Origin of the sequence: Listeria fleischmannii subsp. fleischmannii LU2006-1, from assembly GCF_000344175.1 — a bacterium.
Taxonomy (GTDB): domain Bacteria; phylum Bacillota; class Bacilli; order Lactobacillales; family Listeriaceae; genus Listeria; species Listeria fleischmannii.
Window position 1 is genome coordinate 1 of sequence record NZ_ALWW01000012.1, and the last position, 21,923, is coordinate 21,923.

General features: G+C 38.3%; 25 protein-coding genes and 1 tRNA gene. 20 read left to right on the forward strand and 6 right to left on the reverse strand.

Annotated features, from left to right (window positions below; genetic code table 11):
- Positions 1–55: 55 nt before the first annotated feature.
- A complete protein-coding gene (locus LFLEISCH_RS05130) occupies positions 56–379 on the reverse strand; it encodes an MGMT family protein (protein WP_007473728.1) in 324 nt (107 codons plus the stop codon).
- An 86-nt stretch (positions 380–465) separates the two neighbouring features.
- On the opposite strand from LFLEISCH_RS05130, the gene LFLEISCH_RS05135 reads away from it, so the two are divergent.
- A complete protein-coding gene (locus LFLEISCH_RS05135) occupies positions 466–1,500 on the forward strand; it encodes a nucleoid-associated protein (protein WP_007473729.1) in 1,035 nt (344 codons plus the stop codon).
- 222 nt (positions 1,501–1,722) lie between these two features.
- Here the strand turns inward: LFLEISCH_RS05135 and gloA are convergent, their stop codons facing one another.
- The gene (gene gloA / locus LFLEISCH_RS05140; protein ID WP_007473732.1) at positions 1,723–2,103 is read right to left on the reverse strand and encodes a lactoylglutathione lyase; all 381 of its coding nucleotides are present in this window, start codon (positions 2,101–2,103) and stop codon (positions 1,723–1,725) included.
- Positions 2,104–2,235: 132 nt separating this feature from the next.
- Here gloA and LFLEISCH_RS05145 point away from each other — a divergent pair, with 132 nt between their 5' ends.
- From LFLEISCH_RS05145 to LFLEISCH_RS05205, 13 genes are all read left to right on the forward strand, one after another.
- Positions 2,236–2,862 (forward strand): MBL fold metallo-hydrolase, encoded by a 627-nt coding sequence (locus LFLEISCH_RS05145; RefSeq protein ID WP_007473734.1) that lies wholly within the window; start codon positions 2,236–2,238, stop codon positions 2,860–2,862.
- Between the two features lie 12 nt (positions 2,863–2,874).
- Entirely contained in the window at positions 2,875–3,129 is a 255-nt protein-coding gene (locus LFLEISCH_RS05150; protein WP_007473737.1) for a (4Fe-4S)-binding protein, read from the forward strand.
- A 12-nt stretch (positions 3,130–3,141) separates the two neighbouring features.
- Positions 3,142–3,423: a GNAT family N-acetyltransferase gene (locus LFLEISCH_RS05155; RefSeq protein WP_007473739.1), complete on the forward strand. Its 282-nt coding sequence runs from the start codon at positions 3,142–3,144 to the stop codon at positions 3,421–3,423.
- Positions 3,420–4,562, forward strand: coding sequence for a low temperature requirement protein A (locus tag LFLEISCH_RS05160; protein ID WP_007473740.1), 1,143 nt, complete (start codon positions 3,420–3,422; stop codon positions 4,560–4,562). Before LFLEISCH_RS05155 ends, LFLEISCH_RS05160 begins: the two co-directional genes overlap by 4 nt.
- A gap of 214 nt (positions 4,563–4,776) precedes the next feature.
- Positions 4,777–6,093 carry an Nramp family divalent metal transporter gene (locus LFLEISCH_RS05165; protein ID WP_051057287.1) on the forward strand — a complete coding sequence of 439 codons (1,317 nt, stop codon included), beginning with the start codon at positions 4,777–4,779 and terminating at the stop codon, positions 6,091–6,093.
- Positions 6,094–6,182: 89 nt separating this feature from the next.
- On the forward strand, positions 6,183–7,070 hold the full coding sequence (locus LFLEISCH_RS05170) for an AraC family transcriptional regulator (RefSeq protein ID WP_007473742.1): 888 nt from the start codon (positions 6,183–6,185) through the stop codon (positions 7,068–7,070).
- A 61-nt stretch (positions 7,071–7,131) separates the two neighbouring features.
- Positions 7,132–8,202 (forward strand): Gfo/Idh/MocA family protein, encoded by a 1,071-nt coding sequence (locus tag LFLEISCH_RS05175; RefSeq protein WP_040504772.1) that lies wholly within the window; start codon positions 7,132–7,134, stop codon positions 8,200–8,202.
- 16 nt (positions 8,203–8,218) lie between these two features.
- Positions 8,219–8,953, forward strand: coding sequence for a sugar phosphate isomerase/epimerase family protein (locus LFLEISCH_RS05180; protein WP_223196466.1), 735 nt, complete (start codon positions 8,219–8,221; stop codon positions 8,951–8,953).
- Entirely contained in the window at positions 8,950–9,681 is a 732-nt protein-coding gene (locus LFLEISCH_RS05185) for a ThuA domain-containing protein (protein WP_007473746.1), read from the forward strand. Before LFLEISCH_RS05180 ends, LFLEISCH_RS05185 begins: the two co-directional genes overlap by 4 nt.
- Positions 9,678–10,646 carry a sugar phosphate isomerase/epimerase family protein gene (locus LFLEISCH_RS05190; protein ID WP_007473749.1) on the forward strand — a complete coding sequence of 323 codons (969 nt, stop codon included), beginning with the start codon at positions 9,678–9,680 and terminating at the stop codon, positions 10,644–10,646. The genes LFLEISCH_RS05185 and LFLEISCH_RS05190 overlap by 4 nt, the downstream gene beginning before the upstream one ends.
- On the forward strand, positions 10,646–11,704 hold the full coding sequence (locus LFLEISCH_RS05195; protein ID WP_007473753.1) for a Gfo/Idh/MocA family protein: 1,059 nt from the start codon (positions 10,646–10,648) through the stop codon (positions 11,702–11,704). Before LFLEISCH_RS05190 ends, LFLEISCH_RS05195 begins: the two co-directional genes overlap by 1 nt.
- A 91-nt stretch (positions 11,705–11,795) precedes the next feature.
- Complete coding sequence (locus tag LFLEISCH_RS05200; RefSeq protein WP_007473754.1) at positions 11,796–11,984, forward strand: CsbD family protein; 189 nt, start codon at positions 11,796–11,798, stop codon at positions 11,982–11,984.
- A gap of 67 nt (positions 11,985–12,051) precedes the next feature.
- A complete protein-coding gene (locus LFLEISCH_RS05205) occupies positions 12,052–12,657 on the forward strand; it encodes a DJ-1/PfpI family protein (protein WP_007473755.1) in 606 nt (201 codons plus the stop codon).
- Between the two features lie 31 nt (positions 12,658–12,688).
- Here LFLEISCH_RS05205 and LFLEISCH_RS05210 read toward each other — a convergent pair whose 3' ends face one another.
- Complete coding sequence (locus LFLEISCH_RS05210) at positions 12,689–13,216, reverse strand: GNAT family N-acetyltransferase (RefSeq protein ID WP_007473756.1); 528 nt, start codon at positions 13,214–13,216, stop codon at positions 12,689–12,691.
- A gap of 56 nt (positions 13,217–13,272) precedes the next feature.
- Positions 13,273–13,689, reverse strand: coding sequence for an SRPBCC family protein (locus tag LFLEISCH_RS05215; RefSeq protein WP_007473758.1), 417 nt, complete (start codon positions 13,687–13,689; stop codon positions 13,273–13,275).
- 398 nt (positions 13,690–14,087) lie between these two features.
- On the opposite strand from LFLEISCH_RS05215, the gene LFLEISCH_RS05220 reads away from it, so the two are divergent.
- From LFLEISCH_RS05220 to LFLEISCH_RS05240, 5 genes are all read left to right on the forward strand, one after another.
- Entirely contained in the window at positions 14,088–15,602 is a 1,515-nt protein-coding gene (locus tag LFLEISCH_RS05220) for an ABC-F family ATP-binding cassette domain-containing protein (RefSeq protein WP_007473761.1), read from the forward strand.
- Between the two features lie 190 nt (positions 15,603–15,792).
- Positions 15,793–16,083 (forward strand): SRPBCC family protein, encoded by a 291-nt coding sequence (locus tag LFLEISCH_RS05225; RefSeq protein ID WP_007473764.1) that lies wholly within the window; start codon positions 15,793–15,795, stop codon positions 16,081–16,083.
- A gap of 224 nt (positions 16,084–16,307) precedes the next feature.
- Positions 16,308–16,871 (forward strand): alkyl hydroperoxide reductase subunit C, encoded by a 564-nt coding sequence (gene ahpC / locus LFLEISCH_RS05230; RefSeq protein ID WP_007473765.1) that lies wholly within the window; start codon positions 16,308–16,310, stop codon positions 16,869–16,871.
- Between the two features lie 2 nt (positions 16,872–16,873).
- Positions 16,874–18,403 carry an alkyl hydroperoxide reductase subunit F gene (gene ahpF, locus LFLEISCH_RS05235; RefSeq protein WP_007473767.1) on the forward strand — a complete coding sequence of 510 codons (1,530 nt, stop codon included), beginning with the start codon at positions 16,874–16,876 and terminating at the stop codon, positions 18,401–18,403.
- A gap of 227 nt (positions 18,404–18,630) precedes the next feature.
- Positions 18,631–19,023 carry a DUF805 domain-containing protein gene (locus tag LFLEISCH_RS05240; protein WP_051057288.1) on the forward strand — a complete coding sequence of 131 codons (393 nt, stop codon included), beginning with the start codon at positions 18,631–18,633 and terminating at the stop codon, positions 19,021–19,023.
- Positions 19,024–19,189: 166 nt separating this feature from the next.
- Here LFLEISCH_RS05240 and LFLEISCH_RS05245 read toward each other — a convergent pair.
- A tRNA-Ser gene (locus tag LFLEISCH_RS05245) sits at positions 19,190–19,280 on the reverse strand.
- A 147-nt stretch (positions 19,281–19,427) separates the two neighbouring features.
- Here LFLEISCH_RS05245 and LFLEISCH_RS05250 point away from each other — a divergent pair.
- Complete coding sequence (locus LFLEISCH_RS05250; protein WP_007473771.1) at positions 19,428–20,342, forward strand: aldo/keto reductase; 915 nt, start codon at positions 19,428–19,430, stop codon at positions 20,340–20,342.
- A gap of 28 nt (positions 20,343–20,370) precedes the next feature.
- Here LFLEISCH_RS05250 and LFLEISCH_RS05255 read toward each other — a convergent pair whose 3' ends face one another.
- Entirely contained in the window at positions 20,371–21,876 is a 1,506-nt protein-coding gene (locus tag LFLEISCH_RS05255) for a helix-turn-helix domain-containing protein (protein ID WP_007473772.1), read from the reverse strand.
- Positions 21,877–21,923: the final 47 nt, after the last annotated feature.

Below are 21,923 nucleotides of genomic sequence, written 5' to 3' on the forward strand. Positions count from 1 at the left end.
AAAAAAAGCAGCTCGTTTTKKTTGCAAAAATCAAATAATGAATCAGGTGGTTCGTTTAGTAGAGCTTGAGAAGCATTTCTAGCCTTGCCAAAAAGATTTGTTTTAAGTCGACACAACCGTTTTTTTTGAAGGGTACCTGTTCTTGTTGGAGTAGTGTGATTTGTTCTGGCCATCCAGGGACTGTTCGTCCTGCTGAATTTACAACACGGTGGCAAGGCAAATTTAATGTGCGGTCTGTGTGCTTTAAAACATTACCAACAAGACGGGCATTTTTAGGATGCTGAATCATATAGGCGATTTGGCCATAAGTGGTGACTTTTCCTTTAGGAATGCGTTTTATAACAGAATAAACACTATCAATAAATGCTTTTGAAGCCATTTTAAAAACTCCTTTTTTAGTTTAGTATAGCAAATTTTTAGTTTGTCAGGTATGCTAATAGTTGGAAAGATTGGAGTGTGAATAAAATGGTGGATTTTACATATGCAAAAGTAAAGCAACTTGTTGTGCATTTTGTTGGGAATAAAGCGCAAGAAGAAGGCTATGAGATAGCGAAAAATGGCTTGACGGATATTTCGGAGGATTTAAACCGAACGCTTATCTCGATTTTTTGTGATGGTTTTCAAGATGATGATTTTTTTCATTTTACACATGAGACAAGTTTAGATTTTAATGAAGTGTATACGTATTCCAATAATATTTTTACGGATGATATGCATTTTTTAGAAGATACGGAGTCAATTGTAAAGCATTTATATAGTGAATCGACACATCCTAATATTAAAAGTGGAGATGTGTGGATTTTTGAATTGGAAGGCTGCGTTGTGGATGGAAATTTCACGAATGCAATTGGTATTTTTAAAGTAGAAAATAAAGAAGTTTATGTCAAAAATGATTTTAGCGGAAATAATTTTACGATTAGCTATGATACTGGTGTTACAGGAACGGATCTTGATAAAGGATGCTTTATATTTAATGATGCACGTGAAGAGGGGTTTAAAGTACTAGTTTTGAGCCGACTTTCAAAAAATGATTCGATATACTGGAAAGATCGCTTTTTAGCGATTGAGAAAACGGCGGATGAGAAATTTTATACAGAAAGTTTTGTCCATATTTGTACGGATTATATTAAGCAAAAAGAAGATTCTCTCATGGAAAAAGCGAGTTTTGTAAAGGCGACAAGTGAGTATATGCAATCATCAGAAATGCTTGATGTGGATGCTTTTACAGAAAAAACGATTGAAAATCCAGTGCAACAGGCGGAATTTAAAACGATTGTTGAGAATTTTGAGCAAGAAAATAATTTCAGAATGCCAAAAGAATTTCAGGTGGATGAGGAAAAAGCGGAAAAGTTTTCTAAAAAAGTAAGAAAGACGCTTAAGTTAGGGCGAAATATGACGCTTACGATTAAAGACTTGGAAAACTTAAATGAAGATGATTTTGTTCAAGGGTATGATCAGGAACGCGGACGGAACTATATGATTGTATATTTTGATGAATAAAAAAGCGCCTACAAGGCGCTTTCAGACTGCTGACAAACGGCAATCTTCGTTGTTAGCGCCTCCGTTCCGGTGCTCACGTACTCAAGTACGCTCCGCTCCGCTACTCGGCACTGCCTAGAATCTCACCATTTGTCAGCAGTCTGATTTTGGTGAGAAGCGTTTTGTTTTGCGTAATCTTTGAGTTTTTCTACAAGCTAAAAGCGCCTACAAGGCGCTTTTTTATTAGCGGTTTTGGATTACTTCTGTTTTGTAGCCGTCTGGATCGGTGATGAAATAATAGGTTGGGTCGCTACCTGGGAGACCTTTTAAATCTGTAACTGTGTAGCCTGCTTCCACATGTTTTTGATGGGAGGCTTTTAAATCGTCTACACCAACAGCTAGGTGGCCATAGCCATCGCCGATATTATAGGGCTCTTTTTTATCATAATTGTAAGTAAGCTCGAGTTCAAAGCCGCCCTCCTGAAAAGCAAGGTAAACCAGTGTAAATTCATGTTCAGGGAAATCTTTACGGCGTGTTTCTTTTAAATCAAAAGCCTTTGTGTAAAAATCAAGTGATTTATCTAAATGTTGCACGCGGATACACGTATGTAGCATATTTGTCATTTTATTTCCTCCTCTTAGGTTTCTCCCCATATTTTAGTATAGCTGTGCTTGAATTTCAAATTCGAGGGCTCGCGTTGTTTTGTTTCTTGCGTTATAATGGAGCTAGAATTTATGATGAAGGTGTGAGCTAGCATGCTAAATGTTGAACATATTGTAACTGGTCCAGTTGAAGAAAATACGTATGTTGTTCATGACGGGAAGACACTGCTTGTGGTTGATCCTGGAAGTGAGCCGGAGCGAATTGAGAAAATGATTGAGGAGACAGGCGCAAAGCCAGTAGCGATTTTATTAACCCATACGCATTATGATCATATTGGGGCGCTTGATGCGATTCGCGATCGTTATCAGATTCCTGTTTATGTTAGTCCTCTTGAGCAGGAGTGGCTTTCTAATCCCGAACATAATGGTTCAGTGATGTTAAGGGATTACGGTTTTGCTGTGATTAAAGCGCGTCCCGCGGAATTTGAACTAGAGATGCGAGATTATGATTTTTCAGGTATTAAATTTAAAGTCGTACCGACGCCAGGGCATTCGATTGGTAGTGTGAGTTTTATTTTTGATGATTTTGCCATTGTTGGTGATGCACTTTTTAAAGGCAGTATTGGAAGGACGGATCTTTACACGGGAAGTACGGAAACTTTACTGGAGAGCATCCAAACGGAGCTGTTTAGTTTGCCGGATGAGACGATTATTTACCCGGGGCACCGTGAATCTTCTACTATCGGTTTTGAAAAAGCGACGAATCCATATTTTAATTAGGAGGAATGTAAGATGAATGAACATGAATTACTTGAAAATGGCTACCGCAAATATCACGGAGAAAAAGTAGATGTGTATTTTAATGCGTCGATTTGTGAGCATTCTGGGAATTGTGTTCGTGGAAATGGTGAACTCTTTAATTTAGATAGAAAGCCATGGATCTTACCGGATAATGTGTCAAAAGAAGAAGTTATTCGCGTTATTAATACGTGTCCGAGTGGCGCGCTGAAATATATTGTGCATGATGAAGACGAAATTGAAAAATAAGGAGTGGGGCTCATGGAATTTAAAAATGGTGAAAATCGAATTTATGCGGTGAATGATGAAGGCATAGAAGTTGGCGAAATTACATTTACAGATGTTGGGGAATCCATGTTTATTATTGACCACACGGGTGTGGATGACAATATGCGCGGCCAAGGAATTGCGAGTGAGTTAGTTGCACATGCCGTTTCGAAAGCGAGAGCAGAAAACAAAAAAATTATTCCACTTTGTCCGTTTGCAAAAGCGGAGTTTGCTCGAAAAAAAGAGTATCAAGAAGTGGAAGCCAACCGTAAATGAATGTTTTAGATTTGAAAAAAGAGCGAAAAGTGTCATGGCTTGAGCTCTTTTTTGATTTAGTTTTTGTCACGGCAGTTTCGAGTACGACCCACCTTCTTTTAGAAATTGATGAATATCCTAGGCAAGTCGCATTTTATTTTTTAGAATACTTGTTAATGGTAACGCCTATGTTTTGGGCTTGGATTGGTCAAACCATGTTTTTCAATCGTTACGGTGAGAAAATAAAAAAACCAGAAATTTACATGTTAAGCCAGATGTTTTTTCTGATTTTAATGACAGCGAGCTTTGATTTGGAATTTAGTAACACCTTTTATACCTTTATTATTGGTTATGCGGGAATCAGGCTTGTTACAGTTTGCCAATATTTTATTGTAAGTAAAAAGCTCTCGGGGGATGCAAGGCAAATTTCGAGGCTACTTGGGACGATTTTTTTACTTGGCATACTTCTATCCCTAAGTTCTCTTTTTTTTGAAAGTCCCGTCCGCTATAGCGTCATGTATGCAGGGATTTTGCTAGATATTATTTTGCCACTTCTGCTCACGCGCCGCCTGAAAAAAGTGCCTGTAGATTTGCCTCATCTGGCGGAACGTTTTGGCCTATTTGTGATTATTACTTTTGGAGAAAGTATCGTCGCAATTACCAGCCTGCTAGTGGGGCATACGAAAGATTTAAACGTACTTGGCTATACGATAATCAGTTTCGGCCTAATTGCCACCCTCTTTATGTCTTACTTTCACAGTTTTGAACACATCATAGACCAAAAAAAAGAAACAAACGGACAAGTATTACTTTATGGTCATTACTTCATTATTGTTTCGATTATGATTTTAGCTGCCAATATACATTTATTGTTTGCAGGACATCTAGAAAAAAGCATTCTTTTGTTATTTAGTTATGGCGCAGTAGCTGTATTTTTCATCGCTAAACAAGTTGTTTTCGTTTACCATCAAAAAAGAGAAATTGAATTTTCTTTTTGGAAAGATTCCATACTTGTCTTGCTGCTTGTGATCGCTTTTCTAATGAATGAATTTACGGCTCTTCCAGTAGAAATAAGTTTTCTATCGTTATGGCTAATTGCTTTAGTAGACTTGGTGATTCAGTTTAACAAGACAAAGCCAGTTCGCTTAAGCAAGCTTTAATTTATAGAAAAGCCTTTTAAAAATGACACTAAATCTGTTATTTTAAAAGGCTTTTTTTGTTGTTAGCGTAAGAAAAATAAAATAAAAAACTTTCCTCTTGACAAAAAAGTTTCCTTAGTGCAAAATATAATTATCAGATATATAGAAAGAAGGCAGACCTATGGAGTCAGAGGAACTAATCATAAAATAAAAAAAGAAAAAAAAGGGTGCATGGATTCAAAAAACGCATAGTGTTAGCCTTGAAGAAGTACATCGTTCGATTCCTATTCCGAAAAATGCTAGTTTTATGAAAAAATTGCTAGCTTTTATGGGTCCGGGATCGCTTGTTGCAGTTGGATATGTTGATCCTGGTAACTGGGCGACTTCAATTGCAGGCGGGGCGCGTTTTGGATACACATTACTTAGTGTTATTTTAATTTCAAATTTAATTGCGATGCTTTTACAGAGTCTATCTGCGAAGCTTGGAATAGTAACAGGTATGGATTTAGCTCAAGCGACAAGAGCGGCAGTCGGGAAAAAGACATCTGTTGTGTTGTGGATTTTAACGGAACTGGCCATTATTGCAACGGATATTGCGGAGGTCATTGGCTCTGCCATAGCGTTAAATTTATTGTTTGGCATCCCACTTCTTCTCGGTGTGGCGATTACGACGCTGGATGTTTTACTGCTTCTTTTATTACAGAAAAAAGGGTTCCGCATTATTGAATCAATCGTCATTGTTTTAATGACAACGATTTTACTTATTTTTGGTTTTGAAGTGGTGGCATCTCATCCTAATATGGCGCAGTTAATGGAAGGGTACATTCCTAAAAAAGAAATTGCTACAAATCCGGCGATGCTTTTTATTGCACTTGGGATTTTAGGCGCGACGGTGATGCCGCATAATTTATATTTGCATTCTTCACTTGTGCAAACTAGGCGTTATGACCGGAGTAAGGAAGGGAAGAAAGAGGCAGTTAAATTTGCCAAGATTGACTCCACTTTTTCCCTAACTATTGCGTTCGTTATTAATTCGATGATCCTTATTCTTGGTGCTGCTGCATTTCACGGTACGGGGCTTCATGTGACAGAAATTGAGGGTGCCTATGAACTACTTGGTCCGACGCTTGGAATGGGGATTGCGAGCACGCTATTTGCGGTGGCGCTCCTTGCTTCTGGGCAAAATTCAACTATAACGGGTACTTTAAGTGGCCAAATTGTCATGGAGGGTTTTATTCACCTTCGTATGAAACCGTGGATAAGACGGGTGATTACACGACTTCTTGCAGTCATTCCAGTATTTATCGTAACGCTTTTAGCGGGCGAAAAAGGAACAGGTTCATTGCTACTTTGGAGTCAAGTTATTTTAAGCTTGCAACTGCCATTTGCTGTCGTCCCACTCGTTTTATTTACAAGCAGTAAAAAGAAAATGGGAGAATTCGCGAATAGTAAGCTGGTAAAAGTGGTCGCTTGGACAGCTACGTTTATCATTGTAGCGCTCAATATTTTCCTTTTAAGTTATATTTTACTAACAGGACAAGATTTAGGTTAACTCAAAATGCCATGCAGACTTCGCATGGCATTTGCTTTGTTTGTATAGTAAAATGAAGAGGAAGCCTAAGATAAAAGGAGACGCAAATAGTGGGTAATTATCTTGAAATTCCAAACTTAGATAAAAATTTTCCATTTCGTACTTTTACAAATGACGGGGAAGTACTTGTATATCCGCACTGGCATAAGGAAATTGAAATGATTTATGTTCTCCGTGGCAGCTTGAATTTAGGTGTCAACGATGTTCCCATTCAAATGAATGCAGGAGAAATTCAAATCATTAATGGCGGGGATGTGCATTATTTTTTGGCCTCGCCAAACAGCGAACGTATTGTGATTCAGTTTGACCTCGCTTTTTTTCAACAAGATAAAAAGTCAAATGAACAAGCTGATTTAAGACGTTTGTTTCAAACATGCGTAAGCTCTAGTCGTAATTGGGACGATGCGATTCGTTCGAAGATGCGCGAACTTATCTTAACGATTCACGAAGAGGAGCAAAATAAACAAAGCGGATTTGAATATGCGACAAAGGCCAAAATGTTAGAGATGCTCGTTTTATTATATCGGGAAGTCCCTAAAAATGCGGCTACTGGAGAGAATATTTTACGTGATGAGGCCGTTTTAAAATCGCAAGAAACATTAGAGACACTAGATGAAATTTTCTCCTATATTGAAAAACGTTATAAAGAGCCCATTAATTTGCAAGAAATGGCTGATTTGACGGGTTTTAGCACCTACTATTTCACGAAGTTTTTTAAACGTAATACAGGGATGACATTTGTTACTTTTTTAAATGATTATCGTTTAAATAAAGCGAAGTGGATTTTAATGAATGAAGAGTTTCCTATTACGGAAGTTGCTGAAATGACAGGGTTTAGTAGTGTTAAAACTTTTCATCATGCGTTTAAACGCGCGATGGGAATTGCACCGCTTAAATTTAGGAAGACAATATACGAGAAGAATCGGACAATAAAATAGGAAGAATTTCTCTCATTTGTTTTGTATGATTAGCCTATATAAAACGAATGGGGGATTTTTTATGAAGATTGGAATTATTGGTTGTGGTGGTATTGCAAACGGTAAACATATGCCAAGCTTGAAACAAGTGGAAGGCGTTCAAATGGTTGCTTTTTGTGATATTATTTTGGAGCGTGCAAACGATGCTAAACGTGATTTCGGGACTCAAAATGCAAGCGTATACACAGATTATAAAGAGCTTTTGAAAAATGAAGATATTGATGTGATTCATGTTTGTACACCAAATATTTCGCATGCAGAAATTAGCATTGCGGCTCTTCGTGCAGGTAATCATGTTATGTGCGAGAAACCGATGGCTAAAACGGCAAAGGAAGCTCAAGCGATGATTGACGCAGCAAAGGAGACGGGGAAAAAGTTAACAATTGGTTATCAAAATCGCTTCCGCAAAGACTCGCGTTACCTACATACGGTTTGCGAAGACGGAGAACTTGGCGATATTTATTATGCAAAAGCGAAGGCCATAAGACGCCGTGCAGTTCCAACTTGGGGCGTGTTTTTAGATGAGGAAGCGCAAGGCGGCGGTCCGCTTATTGATATTGGAACCCATGCGTTAGATTTAACACTTTGGATGATGGACAACTATAAACCGAAATATGTCGTTGGAAATAGTTATCACAAACTTTCTGGAAATGAAAATGCGGCGAATGCTTGGGGAGCCTGGGATCCGTCAAAATTTACTGTGGAAGATTCGGCGTTTGGTTTTATTACGATGGAAAACGGTGCAACCATTGTCCTTGAAGCAAGTTGGGCACTGAATACGCTTGATGTTGGAGAAGCTAAAACGGTACTTTCTGGAACTTTAGGCGGCGCGGATATGGATGATGGTCTTCGGATTAACGGAGAGGCACACGGATTAACCTTTGAGAAAAAAATTGACCTTGAAACTGGTGGCGTGGATTTCTATGACGGGACTGGCGAGGATCCTGCTGTTTTAGAAGCGCAGTCTTGGATAGAAGCGATTCAGGAGGACAGGGATCCAGTTGTGATGCCAGAACAGGCACTTGTTGTGACGCAAATTTTAGAAGGTATTTATGAGTCAGCCAAAACAGGACAACCGGTATTTTTTAAATAGAAAGCGGGGATGAATGGTGAATCAAAAAATCGGTCTACAAATGTGGAGTGTCAAAGAAGCTTCGGAACGCGATTTTTTCGGAACGCTTGAAGAAGTTGCTAAAATAGGCTATGACGGTGTGGAATTTGCAGGCTACTATGATGTTCAGGCGCCAGATTTAAAGGCGAAGTTAGAGGAGCTTAATTTGGAAGTAGCTGGTTCGCACATTCCGCTTGAGCGTTTACTTTCAGATTTAGATGCCGTTATAAAATACGAAAAGACACTCGGAAATCGTCATATTGTATGCCCTTACGCGGATTTCAAATCGGAGGCGGAATGGGTAGAATTAGCGCACAAGTTTGAACGAATTGCGGAAAAAGTGGTAGAGGCGGGAATGACGTTTAGTTATCACAATCATGCTCATGAATTTAGAACCATTAAAGACGAATATATTTTAGATTTTCTGCTAAAAAAAGCACCACATGTATCGCTCGAACTAGATACGTATTGGGCGGAATTTGCTGGTGCGTCGGCGCCGGAATATATGAAAAAATATAAAAACAGAATGCCCCTTATTCACCTAAAAGATCGTTTAGGAGACGAGAGCACTGAAATCGGAAGTGGCAATTTAGATATCCAAAGCTTTATACATGCAGCACGTGAAAATGGAACGGAATGGCTTATTATAGAACAGGAAGCCTTTCAGAAATTTGAACCATTAGAAAGTGTTAAAATGGGCTTTTTGAGCCTTGAAGGGATGGTTGCAAAATGATACAAGTAACAGTTTGGAACGAATTTCGCCATGAAAAAGAAAATGAAGTGGTAAGAAATATTTATCCGGACGGAATTCATATGCAAATCGCATCATTTTTAAAGGAAGCGGGATATGAGGCGCAAACAGCCACACTGGATGAAGCTGAACATGGTCTTACGGAAGAAGTTTTAGCCAAGACCGATTGTTTGATTTGGTGGGGGCATATGGCGCATGATGCGGTGGATGAAGAGATTGTGTCACGTGTCCAAAAGCATGTTTTGCGAGGTATGGGGCTTGTTGTGCTTCATTCTGGGCATATGTCGAAAATTTTTATGCGCCTTATGGGAACGAGTTGTGATTTGAAATGGCGCGAGGCGGATGAGCGTGAACGACTTTTTGTAGTGGATCCGACACATCCGATTGCTGAAGGGATTCCCGAGTCATTTGAGCTTTTAAAAGAGGAGATGTACGGGGAACATTTTGATATCCCTGCGCCCGATGAGACTGTGTTCTTAAGCTGGTTTGAAGGCGGTAATGTGTTTAGAAGTGGCATTACGTATAAGCGAGGCAACGGGCGAATTTTTTACTTCCAGCCTGGGCATGAATCTTATCCAACCTATTACAATGAATGGGTTCAAAAAGTCATTATAAATGGTGTCAAATGGTGTTCAGAAAATCGAAAGACCTATCCGGTTTATGGGAATCAAAAACCATTTTATGCGATTGAAGGGAGTAATGAAAAATGAAATTAGGCGTTTTTACACCATTATTTGCGGATTTAAGTTTAGACGAAATGCTTGATAAAGTAGCGAAAAGTGGACTTGATGCGGTGGAAATTGGAACAGGAGGAAATCCTGGTAATCATCACTGCCCAACAGACGAGCTTTTAGAAAGTGAAGAAGCACGTACAGCATATTTGGCGAAATTTAAAGAGCGCGGCATTCAAATTAGCGCGCTTAGCTGTCACGATAATCCAATCTCGCCAGTGAAGGAAGAACGAGAAGCGGCAGATACTATTTTACGGAAGACGATAAAGCTTGCGGCACTTTTAGGTGTGCCGGTTGTGAATACCTTTTCGGGAACTGCGGGGAATTCAGACGAAGCGACTGCGCCAAACTGGCCTGTCATTCCGTGGCCAACTGTTTATAGTGATATGAAAACTTGGCAATGGGAAGAGAAATTAGTTCCGTATTGGAAAGAAATTGGCGAACTTGCGGAGGGGCACGGGATTAAAATTGGTATTGAATTACATGGCGGCTTTTTGTGTCACACACCATATACGATTTTAAAGTTGCGTGAGATGACAAATGACGCAATTGGTGTCAACCTTGACCCAAGCCATCTTTGGTGGCAGGGAATTGATCCGGTTGGCGCGATTAAAATTTTAGGCGAAGCCGGTGCAATTCATCATTTCCATGCGAAAGACACCTATTTAGACCAAGATAATATGAATCTATACGGTCTTTTAGACATGCAACCTTATGGGGAAGTTAAAACGCGTGCGTGGACTTTCCGTTCAGTGGGTTGTGGTCATAGTTTAGCGGAATGGTCGGATATGATGAGTGCACTTCGCACATATGGCTATGATTATGTGGTGAGTATTGAGCATGAGGATCCATTAATGTCGATAGATGAAGGGTTCAAGCGAGCGGTTACGAATTTACAATCTATTTTAATTCGTGACGTGCCGCAAGATATGTGGTGGGCCTAATGGAAAAAGTGAATTTAGTCATTATTGGTTTTGGTGGCATGGGATCTTATCATGTGGAGCTGGCTAAGATGAGTGAGCATGTTGTCCCTGTTGGTGCATTTGATATTGATGAAAAAGTACATGAAAAAATTCGTGAAAAAGGATTGCGGGTTTACCGTAGTTATCAGGAAGTTTTGGCGGATGAATCAGTGGATGCGGTTTTAATTGCTACGCCAAACGACGTGCATAAAAAATTAGTCATTCGGGCGCTTGAATCCGGAAAGCATGTGTTATGTGAAAAGCCTGTTACTTTAAATACAACGGAGTTAAAAGAAATTTTAGCTGTTGCAGAGAAAACGGGTCGGACGTTTATGGTACATCAAAATAGGCGTTATGATCAAGATTTCTTGATTGTAAAACGGATGATTCAAGAAAAATCAATTGGGGATGTTTACCGCATTGAATCGCGTGTGCAAGGTGCAAATGGTATTCCAGGTGACTGGCGCCATTTAAAAGCGCAGGGCGGCGGTATGGTTCTTGATTGGGGCGTTCATTTGCTCGATCAATTATTGTTTATGGTTGATTCGAAAATAAAGCATGTATCTGCCAACCTAAGTTTTATCCTAGGGGACGAAGTTGATGACGGTTTTGTAAGTACGATTACGTTTGAAAACGGGGTTACCGCGCATATTGAAGTTGGGACGACTAATTTCATTAAGCTACCGCGCTGGTATGTGCTTGGAACAAACGGAACGGCGGTCATTCGTGACTGGGATTTAAGCGGGGAGGTTGTTATTGCGACTGAAAACCTGCATAACTCGCAGCCGACTCCAATTCAAGCAGGACAAGGGCTCACAAAAACGATGGCGCCCCCTTCTGAAGAGGCGACTGAAACGCGCGCTCTCCCTGCTCCGCTCGAAATGGAGACTAGTTTATATAATAACTTTGCGGATGTTATTTTAAAACAGGCGACTCCAATTGTGAAAAACGAGGAAGTGTACCGTGTTTTAACTTTAATTGAAGCGATTTTTAAAGCAGCTGAAGAAAATAAAGTGATTGAAAACTTTGATACAATTTAAAAAATCCATCCCGTATGCGCTACTTTTTGTTTAAAAATTTCTCGTTGTGGAACACTAATAAAGAAGACAATTTTGTTAGGAGGAATTTTACATGACTGAAGATAAAGGACTTTCCGACATATTAAAAGGTGCTAAAGATAAAGTCGTCGGAGAAGCAAAAGATTCATATGGTAAGCTTACGGGAGATAAAGCCAAACAAGGTGAAGGTAAAGCACAAAAAGCAAAAGGTACAGTAAATGAAAAAGTTGGCGAAGCAAAAGATAAGTTATCAGATGAATAAATGAAGAACAGCTTGGTTTCTTATAATGGGAACTAGGCTGTTTTTTTAGAAAAAAGGAGGGTTTTCTTTGGAAAAAGTTCTATTTGTATTGCTCGAGGAATTCGCTGATTGGGAACTAGCCTCCCTTGCAGCTGCTTTAAATGAGGAGCCGGAAAATGGCCAGGCTAAACGTTATTTAGTGGAAACTGTATCGCTTAAAAAAGAGCCCATTAAATCAATTGGTGGAATTACAGTCCTTCCAGATTATGCATTAAATGAGGTGCCAACCGATTTTTCCGCCCTGATTTTAATTGGTGGGAATTCTTGGCGAAAAAAAGAAAGTGAAGATGTAATGGAACTGGTTCATTATGCGATTAGCCGAAATGCTGTTTTGGGAGCGATTTGTGACGCCGCTTATTTTATAGGCTCCCATGGCATTTTAAACGAAGTGAAACATACGGCTAATTTTCTGGAAGAGTTGCAAGAGGTTCCGCTTTATACAGGTGAAAAGTATTTTGAAGCGAAGCAAGCGGTTCGTGATGGCTCAATTGTGACAGCAAATGGCTCCGCAATTTTTGAATTTGGTAAAGAGGTCATGCTTGCCATGGATGCATTTCCAAAAGCCGAAATTTTAGAATGGTACGATTTCTTTAAATTAGGTTACTATGAGGCAAAAAAGAAACATCCATCCTAATTCTAAAGCCAAGGTGGTACTCGCCTTGGCTTTAACAATCTTCTGGGTTAATAATAGAAAGGGTCATGTGATCTTCCCATTTTCCATTTATTTTGACATTTTTCCGCGCGATACCTTCTTTTTCAAAACCAGCTTTTTCTAAAACACGCATGCTCCGTAGGTTATGTGGCATAACACCTGCTTCAAGTCTGTGTAAATTTAATTTAGAAAAAGCAATAGCAACCACTTGTTTTACGGCCTCCGTCATATAGCCTCGTCCATTGACTTCACGGTCTAAAAAATAACCGACCCAAGCACTTTGTAAGCTATGACGTAAAACGCCTGTTAATGCAATAATACCAACGATGGAACCAGTCGCTTTTTCTTCAATAACATACGAATACGCGTGGTCATTTTCAGAACTTAATTTTGCCTGAATAATCCGATTTTTTTGCCCCTCTAATGTATAAAACTCATCTTTTCTAAGTCCTGTATAGTTTTGGAAAAACTCACGATTACGTTCTTCAAGTGCAAGCAATTCGGTGGCATCATCTAGTTCCATATAGCGAAGTGAAATCAAAATTTTCAGCCCCTTTTTTTAATTTTAGTATACACAAAAGTTAGGGAAACGAAAAGCTAGCGTGTTAAACATAATTCAATATCACGTAAATAAACTTCCTGCCCTTGTTTTAGAGTTAAAGTGAGTCTCGATACAACGCCTAGAAAATCGTTATTCATCCGAATCTTCTCTGTGATTACTACACGCGTTTTATTTTCGTTCGTTGCTTTATATTCTTCAAAAATGTAGCCGCTAAAAAAGCGATGTTTAATTTTATAGATGCGATATTGATTGGTTTTTTCGTCAATTCTATAAAAATCTAATTGTTGTCCGTTTGAATAAAATTCAGTTATTTTATTTGAGGAAGGTTCAGTTTGCATTCGTACGATATCTGTTCGCCAAGAAACATTACTTCTATAAGCCAGTAGATTCCAAACTTTTTCAACTGGCGCAGAAACGATGCGTTCTGCTACAGATTTTTCATATAGCCACATAAAAATTCCCCTTTCTTTCAAAGTTAACGTTCTTATACCTGTTTTCTTTTTGTTTGAAACGTAGTTGACATAAATTCAAATATGGTATATTCTGCTAATGAACAGGAAGTGTTGAAATTGAGAATTATCGTACCATTCGTAGAAAAGATTTCCTCTGCACAAATGAAGAAGACAGGGCATTGTGTAGAGGCTAAAAAATTTGAAAATCCTTGTCGGTAAAAGTTGGCATCATCACATTTAAGATGGCTTATTTGTGTTGCCCTTTTCCCGGCACTGACTGAAAATGGATTAAAAGGCCAAAGACAATTGCGTTTGTCTTTGGCCTTTTGTTTGAAACGAAACAGGAGGCGAACGAAAATGCTTCCTGTTTTTTATTTTGGCTGAAAGAGGAGATTAAAATGAGTATTTTAGAAGTGAAAAATTTAACACAAAGTTTTCCAGACCGTATGCTTTATAAAGGAGCAGAATTTAATATTTATAAAGGAGAACATGTTGGGGTTGTGGGGCGTAATGGAGCAGGTAAAAGTACGCTTTTACAAATTTTATTAGGTACGCTTCTACCAGATGATGGAGCTATAAAATGGCAGTCCGGCATACAAGTCGGGCATTTAGATCAATATGCAGAAATAAACGGGGATTATTCCATTTTGGCGTATTTAAAGCTAGCTTTTCAGTCCCTTTTTGAAGAAGAGGAGAAGATGAACGAGCTCTATGCAAGTGGAGACAGTGAGGCGATTTTAAAAGCTTCGAAAATTCAAGAAGAGTTATTACAGTTTGATTTTTACGGTATTGATCGCAAAATTACAGAAGTAACGAAAGGACTTGGGATTGATGAATTTGGTTTAGACCAGCTTGTTAAAAATTTAAGTGGTGGTCAACGTGCAAAAGTGATTTTAGCTAAGTTGCTTTTAGAGGAACCAGATGTGCTTATTTTAGATGAACCGACTAACTTTTTAGATACCTTTCATATTGACTGGCTAGGAAATGTACTCAAAAATTCAAAGGGCGCATTTATTCTGGTGTCGCATGACGAAACTTTTTTAGATCATGTCACCACACATATTTTAGATGTTGAATTTGGGACGATTAAAAAATATACAGGAAGTTATAAAGCGTTCCTAAAGCAAAAAGCGCATTTACAAGAGTCCTATTCACGTGAATATACAAAACAACAAAGAAAAATTTCGGAAACAGAAGCTTACATTCGCAAAAATAAAGCAGGGGTTAATTCAAAAATGGCGAGGGGACGGCAAAAGCAATTGGATCGTCTCGAAAGGATAGCTCCTCCCACATTTCACGAAAAACCTCGCTTTCAATTTAAAGAAAAAAACGATTTAGTGAGTGGGGAAAGTTTAGTCGTATCTGACCTTTTGGTCGGCTATGAAAAACCTCTGCTACCAAAACTGAATTTTCGTGTGCACGCTGGTGAGAAGTTTGTCATTACGGGATTTAATGGTATTGGGAAATCCACCCTTCTGAAAACCATTTTAGGTGAAATAAAGGCCTTAGGAGGGGAGATTCACTTCGCTAAAAATGTGCATATCGGTTATTTTGAGCAAGATTTAGTTTTTGATGCGAAAGAGATGACGCCCCTTCAATATATTCAAAATAAGTTTAAGACAAAAAGTGTGAAAGAAGTGCGGCAAATTCTAGCTCGTAGTGGTATTCGTGCCGAATTTGTTGACCGTCCGATTGAAACGCTGAGTGGCGGTGAACAAGCCAAGGTGAAGTTAACAGAATTGCTTCTTTTAGAAACCAATTTCTTAATTTTAGATGAGCCAACTAACCACTTAGATGCTCTTGCCAAAAAGGCTTTAAAGGAGGCGCTTCAAACTTATTCAGGCACAGTTCTTTTAGTTTCACATGAAGCCGATTTTTATAAAAATCTCACCGAGCGAGAGTTAAAGTTGTGAAGGAGAATAGATTTTATTACAATAAAAAAAGGAGGGGTTAGGATGAAAACAAATGTAAGTCTGTTAATTAAAAAATCTGTCGATGCTGTTTTTGAAGCCTTTATTAATCCGGAAATCAACAACAAAATTTTGGTTTACAAAAAGCTCTGGAAAGTTAGTTGAGGGGGAGGAAATAACTTGGGAATGGGAAATGTATGGTGTTTCAGATGAGATTTCAGTTTTAGAAATCATTCCTAATAACCGTATTCATATTCGCGATTCAAACTTAAAGGAAACTATTTTTGCATTTGAAAGTTATTCAGAAACAGAAACGATTGTTAAAATTGAAAATGGCGAATTTGATCAGCTTAGCGAAATCGTGGATAGCACAGAAGGCTATACGCTCGTCTTAAGTGGCTTAAAAGCTTATTTAGAACATGGCATACAATTAAATTTAGTTGAAGATAAACATCCAAAGGCACGAATTGATAGAGAAAAATAGTTGGCTAATTGATAAATGAAAAAATTATCACAAATATTGACTCTGTTTTCACAAACTGAACATCGCTTTATATCAACTTTTTTAGCAATAAAAGAGGAAAGAATGTTCAGTTTGTATTTATTTTTAGTTTATAAATATTATTATTTACTGTTGACATCTTCTTAAAATCAGATGATAATTTAAGTGTGAGTAGTCACGAATTAAAGCTTTTAGGAGGAATTTATATGTCATTAATTGGAAAAGAAATTGAAGAGTTTACAGCAAAAGCTTTCCATCAAGGTGAATTTATCGATGTATCATCTGAAAACTTTAAAGGAAAATGGAGTGTCGTATGCTTTTATCCAGCAGATTTCACTTTTGTTTGCCCAACAGAGCTTGAGGATTTACAAGACCAATATAAAACGCTTCAAGATTTAGATGTAGAAGTTTATTCTGTTTCAACAGATACCCACTTTACACATAAAGCGTGGCACGATTCTTCAGACGCGATTAGTAAAATTGAGTACATAATGATTGGCGATCCATCCCACAATATTTCACGCATTTTCGATGTGCTTGATGAGGAAGAGGGCTTAGCAAATCGCGGCACATTTATTATTGACCCAGACGGCATTGTTCAAACCGTTGAAATCAACGCAGATGGTATTGGTCGCGACGCTAGTACTTTAATCGATAAAATTCGTGCAGGTCAATATGTACGCAATAATCCAGGCGAAGTTTGCCCAGCCAAATGGAAAGAAGGCGCTGAGACGCTTAAGCCAAGTCTTGATCTTGTAGGGAAAATCTAAAGATGGCTTTAGAAAAAGAAATCAAAGAACAGCTAGCGGGTTACCTGGAATTACTTGAGCAAGATATTGTTTTAAAAGTAAGTGTCGCATCAGATGAGAACTCAAATAAGCTGGCAGAATTTGTAACAGAAATTGCTGCAATGTCGCCTAAAATCCACATGGAAAAAGGAAATCTCGCAAAAACGCCTAGTTTCAGTGTAGAACGTGTAAATGAGGACATGGGAATTGTTTTTGCCGGAATTCCACTTGGTCACGAATTCACTTCATTTGTTTTAGCTATTTTACAAGTGAGCGGTCGTTCGCCAAAGGTCGATGAAAAAATTATTTCGCAAATTAAAAAGATTAGCGGAACGTTTCATTTTGAATCCTATGTAAGCCTAACTTGCCACAACTGCCCGGATGTCGTACAGGCGCTCAATATTATGAGTATTTTAAACCCGAATATTAGCCACACGATGATTGAAGGCGGTATGTTTAAAGATGAGGTGGAAGCGAAAAACATTATGGCTGTTCCGACAGTTTTTGTAAACGGCGAGCCATTTGGAAATGGCCGAATGACCATCGAACAAATTGTAACTAAAATTGCTGGAGCCGTTGACGCTTCTGAATTTGAGGACAAAAAACCGTTTGATGTGCTCGTTATTGGCGGTGGACCGGCGGGTGCTAGCGCAGCGATTTATGCGGCTAGGAAAGGCATTCGAACGGGTATCGTAGCCGAAACTTTTGGTGGCCAAGTGTTAGAGACTTTAGGCATCGAAAATGTTATTGGAACAAAATATACGGAAGGTCCGAAACTGATGGCGCAAGTGGAGGAACACGTGAACGAATATGATGTGGACGTGATGAAATCCGTACGCGTAGCTAGTCTTACGAAAAATGAACAAGTTGAAGTAACGCTTGAAAATGGTGCTGTTTTGACGAGTAAAACGGCAATCATTTCAACGGGCGCTAGATGGCGTAATATTGGCGTTCCCGGCGAATCAGAGTTTAAAAATAAAGGTGTCGCTTACTGTCCGCACTGCGATGGTCCTCTTTTTGAAGGAAAAAAAGTCGCTGTAGTCGGCGGTGGTAATTCTGGGATTGAGGCTGCAATTGATCTTGCGGGAATCGTTAAGCATGTAACAGTGCTCGAGTTTATGCCAGAATTAAAAGCAGATCAAGTGCTACAAAAACGCCTATATTCCTTGCCAAATGTCACGGTGCTTAAAAACGTTCAAACGAAAGAAATTACGGGTGATAGTAAAGTAAACGGTGTGACTTATGTGGACCGTGAAACAAATGAAGAAACGCATATTGATGTAGAGGGCGTCTTTATTTTAATCGGTTTAGCACCCAATACAGAATGGTTAGAAGGCACGGTAGAACGCACAAAAATGGGCGAGATTATTGTCGATAAGCACGGTGCAACAAATGTACCAGGTGTGTTTGCGGCTGGTGATTGTACGGACAGTGCTTATAAACAAATCATTATTTCAATGGGCTCAGGTGCGACAGCTGCACTAGGCGCGTTTGATTATATGATTCGGAATTAAAAAATTAGCAGGCATAAATAGTGCCTGCTAATTTTTTGCGATTGTAAAATAGGAATCTTGGCTGTTGGTGGAAAAACTTTACAAAACTTGACTTATAATTAGCAGTAAATGCTTATTTCTATCTACGAGTTCACTAATTAATCGCTTGGCAACTTGATACAATATTGCTACTTGTATCTCTTTCAGTTATAATAAGAATTCTAAAACACAACAAAGGGGCTAACAACATGACATTTTTTAAAGTATTACAATCATTTTGGGTTAATTTTGCAAATTTCAAGGGAAGAGCAAGTAGAATGGAGTTCTGGTGCAATTTTATTTTGTACTATGCAATAGGGAGAACATTAGGCCTATTTATGGAAGAATCACTAATCATTCTTATTTCTCTTAGTGTGTTTGAGCTTATTCTAATTATTCCGCTAATTGTGCGCCGTTGTAATGATGCAAATGTCGGAAAAGGCTATAAAAGAACACTGATTACTGCTTATATCATCGTCAGTTTCCTCCCACCAATTGCTGACATTCTTTTTTTACTTTTAATTATTGCGAATATTTTTGTAATCGTATCTTTCCTTATTATCGGGACAAAACCTTCGGAAAAAATGGATGGAAATCTATAAAATTTTATTATAAATAACTCGAAATTACAAAATAGGGATAATTATTTTAAGAATAAACCACCCCAAGCCTAGTCGTTTGGGGTGGTTTTGATTAGATTAATGAATAGTGTTTCGTTTATTTGTTTAAAAATAAAAAGCCTTGATTCCTCAAGGCTTTTTGTGCAGACGGAGAAACGGGGATTCGAACCCCGGCGCGAGTTAGACCCGCCTAACAGATTTCGAGTCTGTCCCCTTCAGCCGGACTTGGGTATTTCTCCACAACAGAAATTATTGTATAATAAATCGCTCTAAAAAGCAACTGCAAGCTGTTTGTAATAGGGAATTCACAAGTTTTTTTGTAAAAAGATGATATCGTTTTCATGAAGTGGTAAAATAAAAGTATCTTAACTAAAGAGGTGGATATATTGGAACAGTTAAAACTTGGCGGTAAACTTGCGGCACCTAGTATTGCGATTGGCTGTATGCGAATGGCAGATTTGTCGGTTGAAAAAGCGGAAAAAGTGGTTAGAACCTCAATTGAAAATGACTTAAACTTTTTTGATCACGCGGATATTTATGGTGGCGGAAAATCAGAAGAAATTTTTGCAGAGGCGCTTCAAATGACAGCCGCTACACGCGAAAAGATTATTTTGCAATCGAAATGTGGAATTCGAAATGGTTTCTTTGATTTCTCGAAGGAACATATTATAAATTCGGTTGACGGGATTTTAAAACGGTTGCGTACGGAGTATTTGGATGTCCTGTTACTACATCGTCCGGACACGCTTTTTGAACCGGAAGAGGTTGCAGAAGCTTTTTCTGAGCTTGAAAAAAGTGGGAAAGTACGTCATTTTGGTGTAAGTAATCAAAATCCGTTGCAAATCGAGCTTTTAAAGAAAAATGTGGAGCAAGATTTAATTGCGAATCAGCTACAATTTAGCATTATGCACACGGGCATGATTGATGCGGGGCTGAATGTGAATATGACGGTGGATGCTGGTGTCGTTCGTGATAGCGGAATTTTAGAATATAGTCGGCTAAACGACATGACCATTCAAGCATGGTCGCCGTTCCAATACGGATTTTTCGAAGGCGTGTTCTTGGATAACCCGAAATTTCCTGAATTAAATCAAGCAGTGAATAAGTTAGCGGAGAAATACCAAGTGACAAACTCAGCAATTGCGGTTGCGTGGATATTACGGCATCCAGCTAAAATCCAAACCGTCCTTGGAACGATGAATCCTGAACGAATCGCAGGAATCCGCAAAGGAGCAGATATCCAATTAACGCGCGAAGAATGGTATGAAATTTATCGTGCAGCGGGAAATGTGCTGCCATAAAATAAAAAGGCTGATAAATTCAGCCTTTTTATTTTGAAGTAGACGTTTTTTCATCATGAATTTTACTTAGTTGCTGGCCGATATAGTTGATATTTCTAGATGATAGGGTTCGCTGAATGATAATGGTATTTTGCGACGCCGGATATTCGCCGTAATCAAGATTGGTGAGGAGAATATCAGGTTCTTCTGGACTAAAATCATCTAAAAAGACGATATTAAATGATTCTAAGAAAAAGCTACATATAGTCTTTTCGATATGCTTATTGGCGAAATAAGTTAAATCAGTTGCAAGCTTTAATTTAATTTGAGGTTCAAAATCATAATGAAGTTGGTAGTGCAAAAATAGCAAACCGTATTTGGATGTTAAATAGGTTTCGGATAAAAATAAAGAGTCACTTGTTGTACGATATAAATGCTTAATTAATTTCTGGATGACTTTTTTTGTATTGGATAAATAATTATTCGGTGTTGGGGCATTTAAACGATTGAAGTACGGGTAGCCGTTTAAATCCGTCGTGAAAGCTGGAAATAATTTTGCAAAGAGATGGTAGGAAAAACTAAAAATAATTGCGGGATGTAATTCTTGTATTAAGGTTCCTACTGATAATGAATTCGAAAATGCATGGGTAGACTGATATAAAGCTGTATTTTGGGCTTTATTAAAGATATAGTTCTCCTCGAGCAACTTAAACGTTGAAATATTTTCAGATTGAATAAGTAGCATGAAATAAAGAAATATCATTTCAGGCGAATTTTTTTCAAGCGTATTAGTAGGCCAAGACCTAACTTTTTTTTGAAAGCGATCGAATACAGGATTACGATGTGTGACTGTATCCCACCAATCTTCTTTTTCAACAAAATGACCGTGTCTGCGACGAATAATTCCAATAGCAATAAAAAATTCCAATTGACGCATTTGGATGGGTGTGAGTAAAACATCGGTATCGTTTATCATAAATTGTGCGAGCCTATGAATATGTTTTTCGTTAACCGTAGCAAACGGCCAAATCGCCCCGCCGTAAATTTTCCAAAAAATAATGTTAATCAGTAGGCGCACATGTGTTTCTTTGCCTACTAGTGTCGAATTTCCCTTGGTAATTTCAACAGAATAAGGTTTAAGGCCATCACGCAATTTATTCGTAACGCGCCTTATCGTGGCATCACTTGTATACATACGTAAAGAAAAACTTTCCGCATTTTGATAATCTTCATCAAGAAGAGCTAAAAAAAGTTGAAAAGTGATTGTATTTTCTACTAAATAAATAAGGAATTGTCGAATTTTTACGGCTGTGCCTTCAATACTTAGCCGGAAACCCTTTCCTTTATTCGTTTGCAGAACTATTTCATGTCCAGAATAGAAGGTACTAAGATCCTCTTCTAGTTGACTGATTATTTTTAAAGTTAAAGAAGAGCTGATCCCCAGTTCAGTTTGAATTTCTTTCGTTGTAAACCATTTTTCATCTTTTCGAAGTAAAATAAATAGTTGCCATTCATGAAAAAGATTTGAGTCAATCAAACTTAAATCTAACTTCATTATGATTCCCCACTTTTTTAAAAAATTAATATCCCTGTACGAGTATT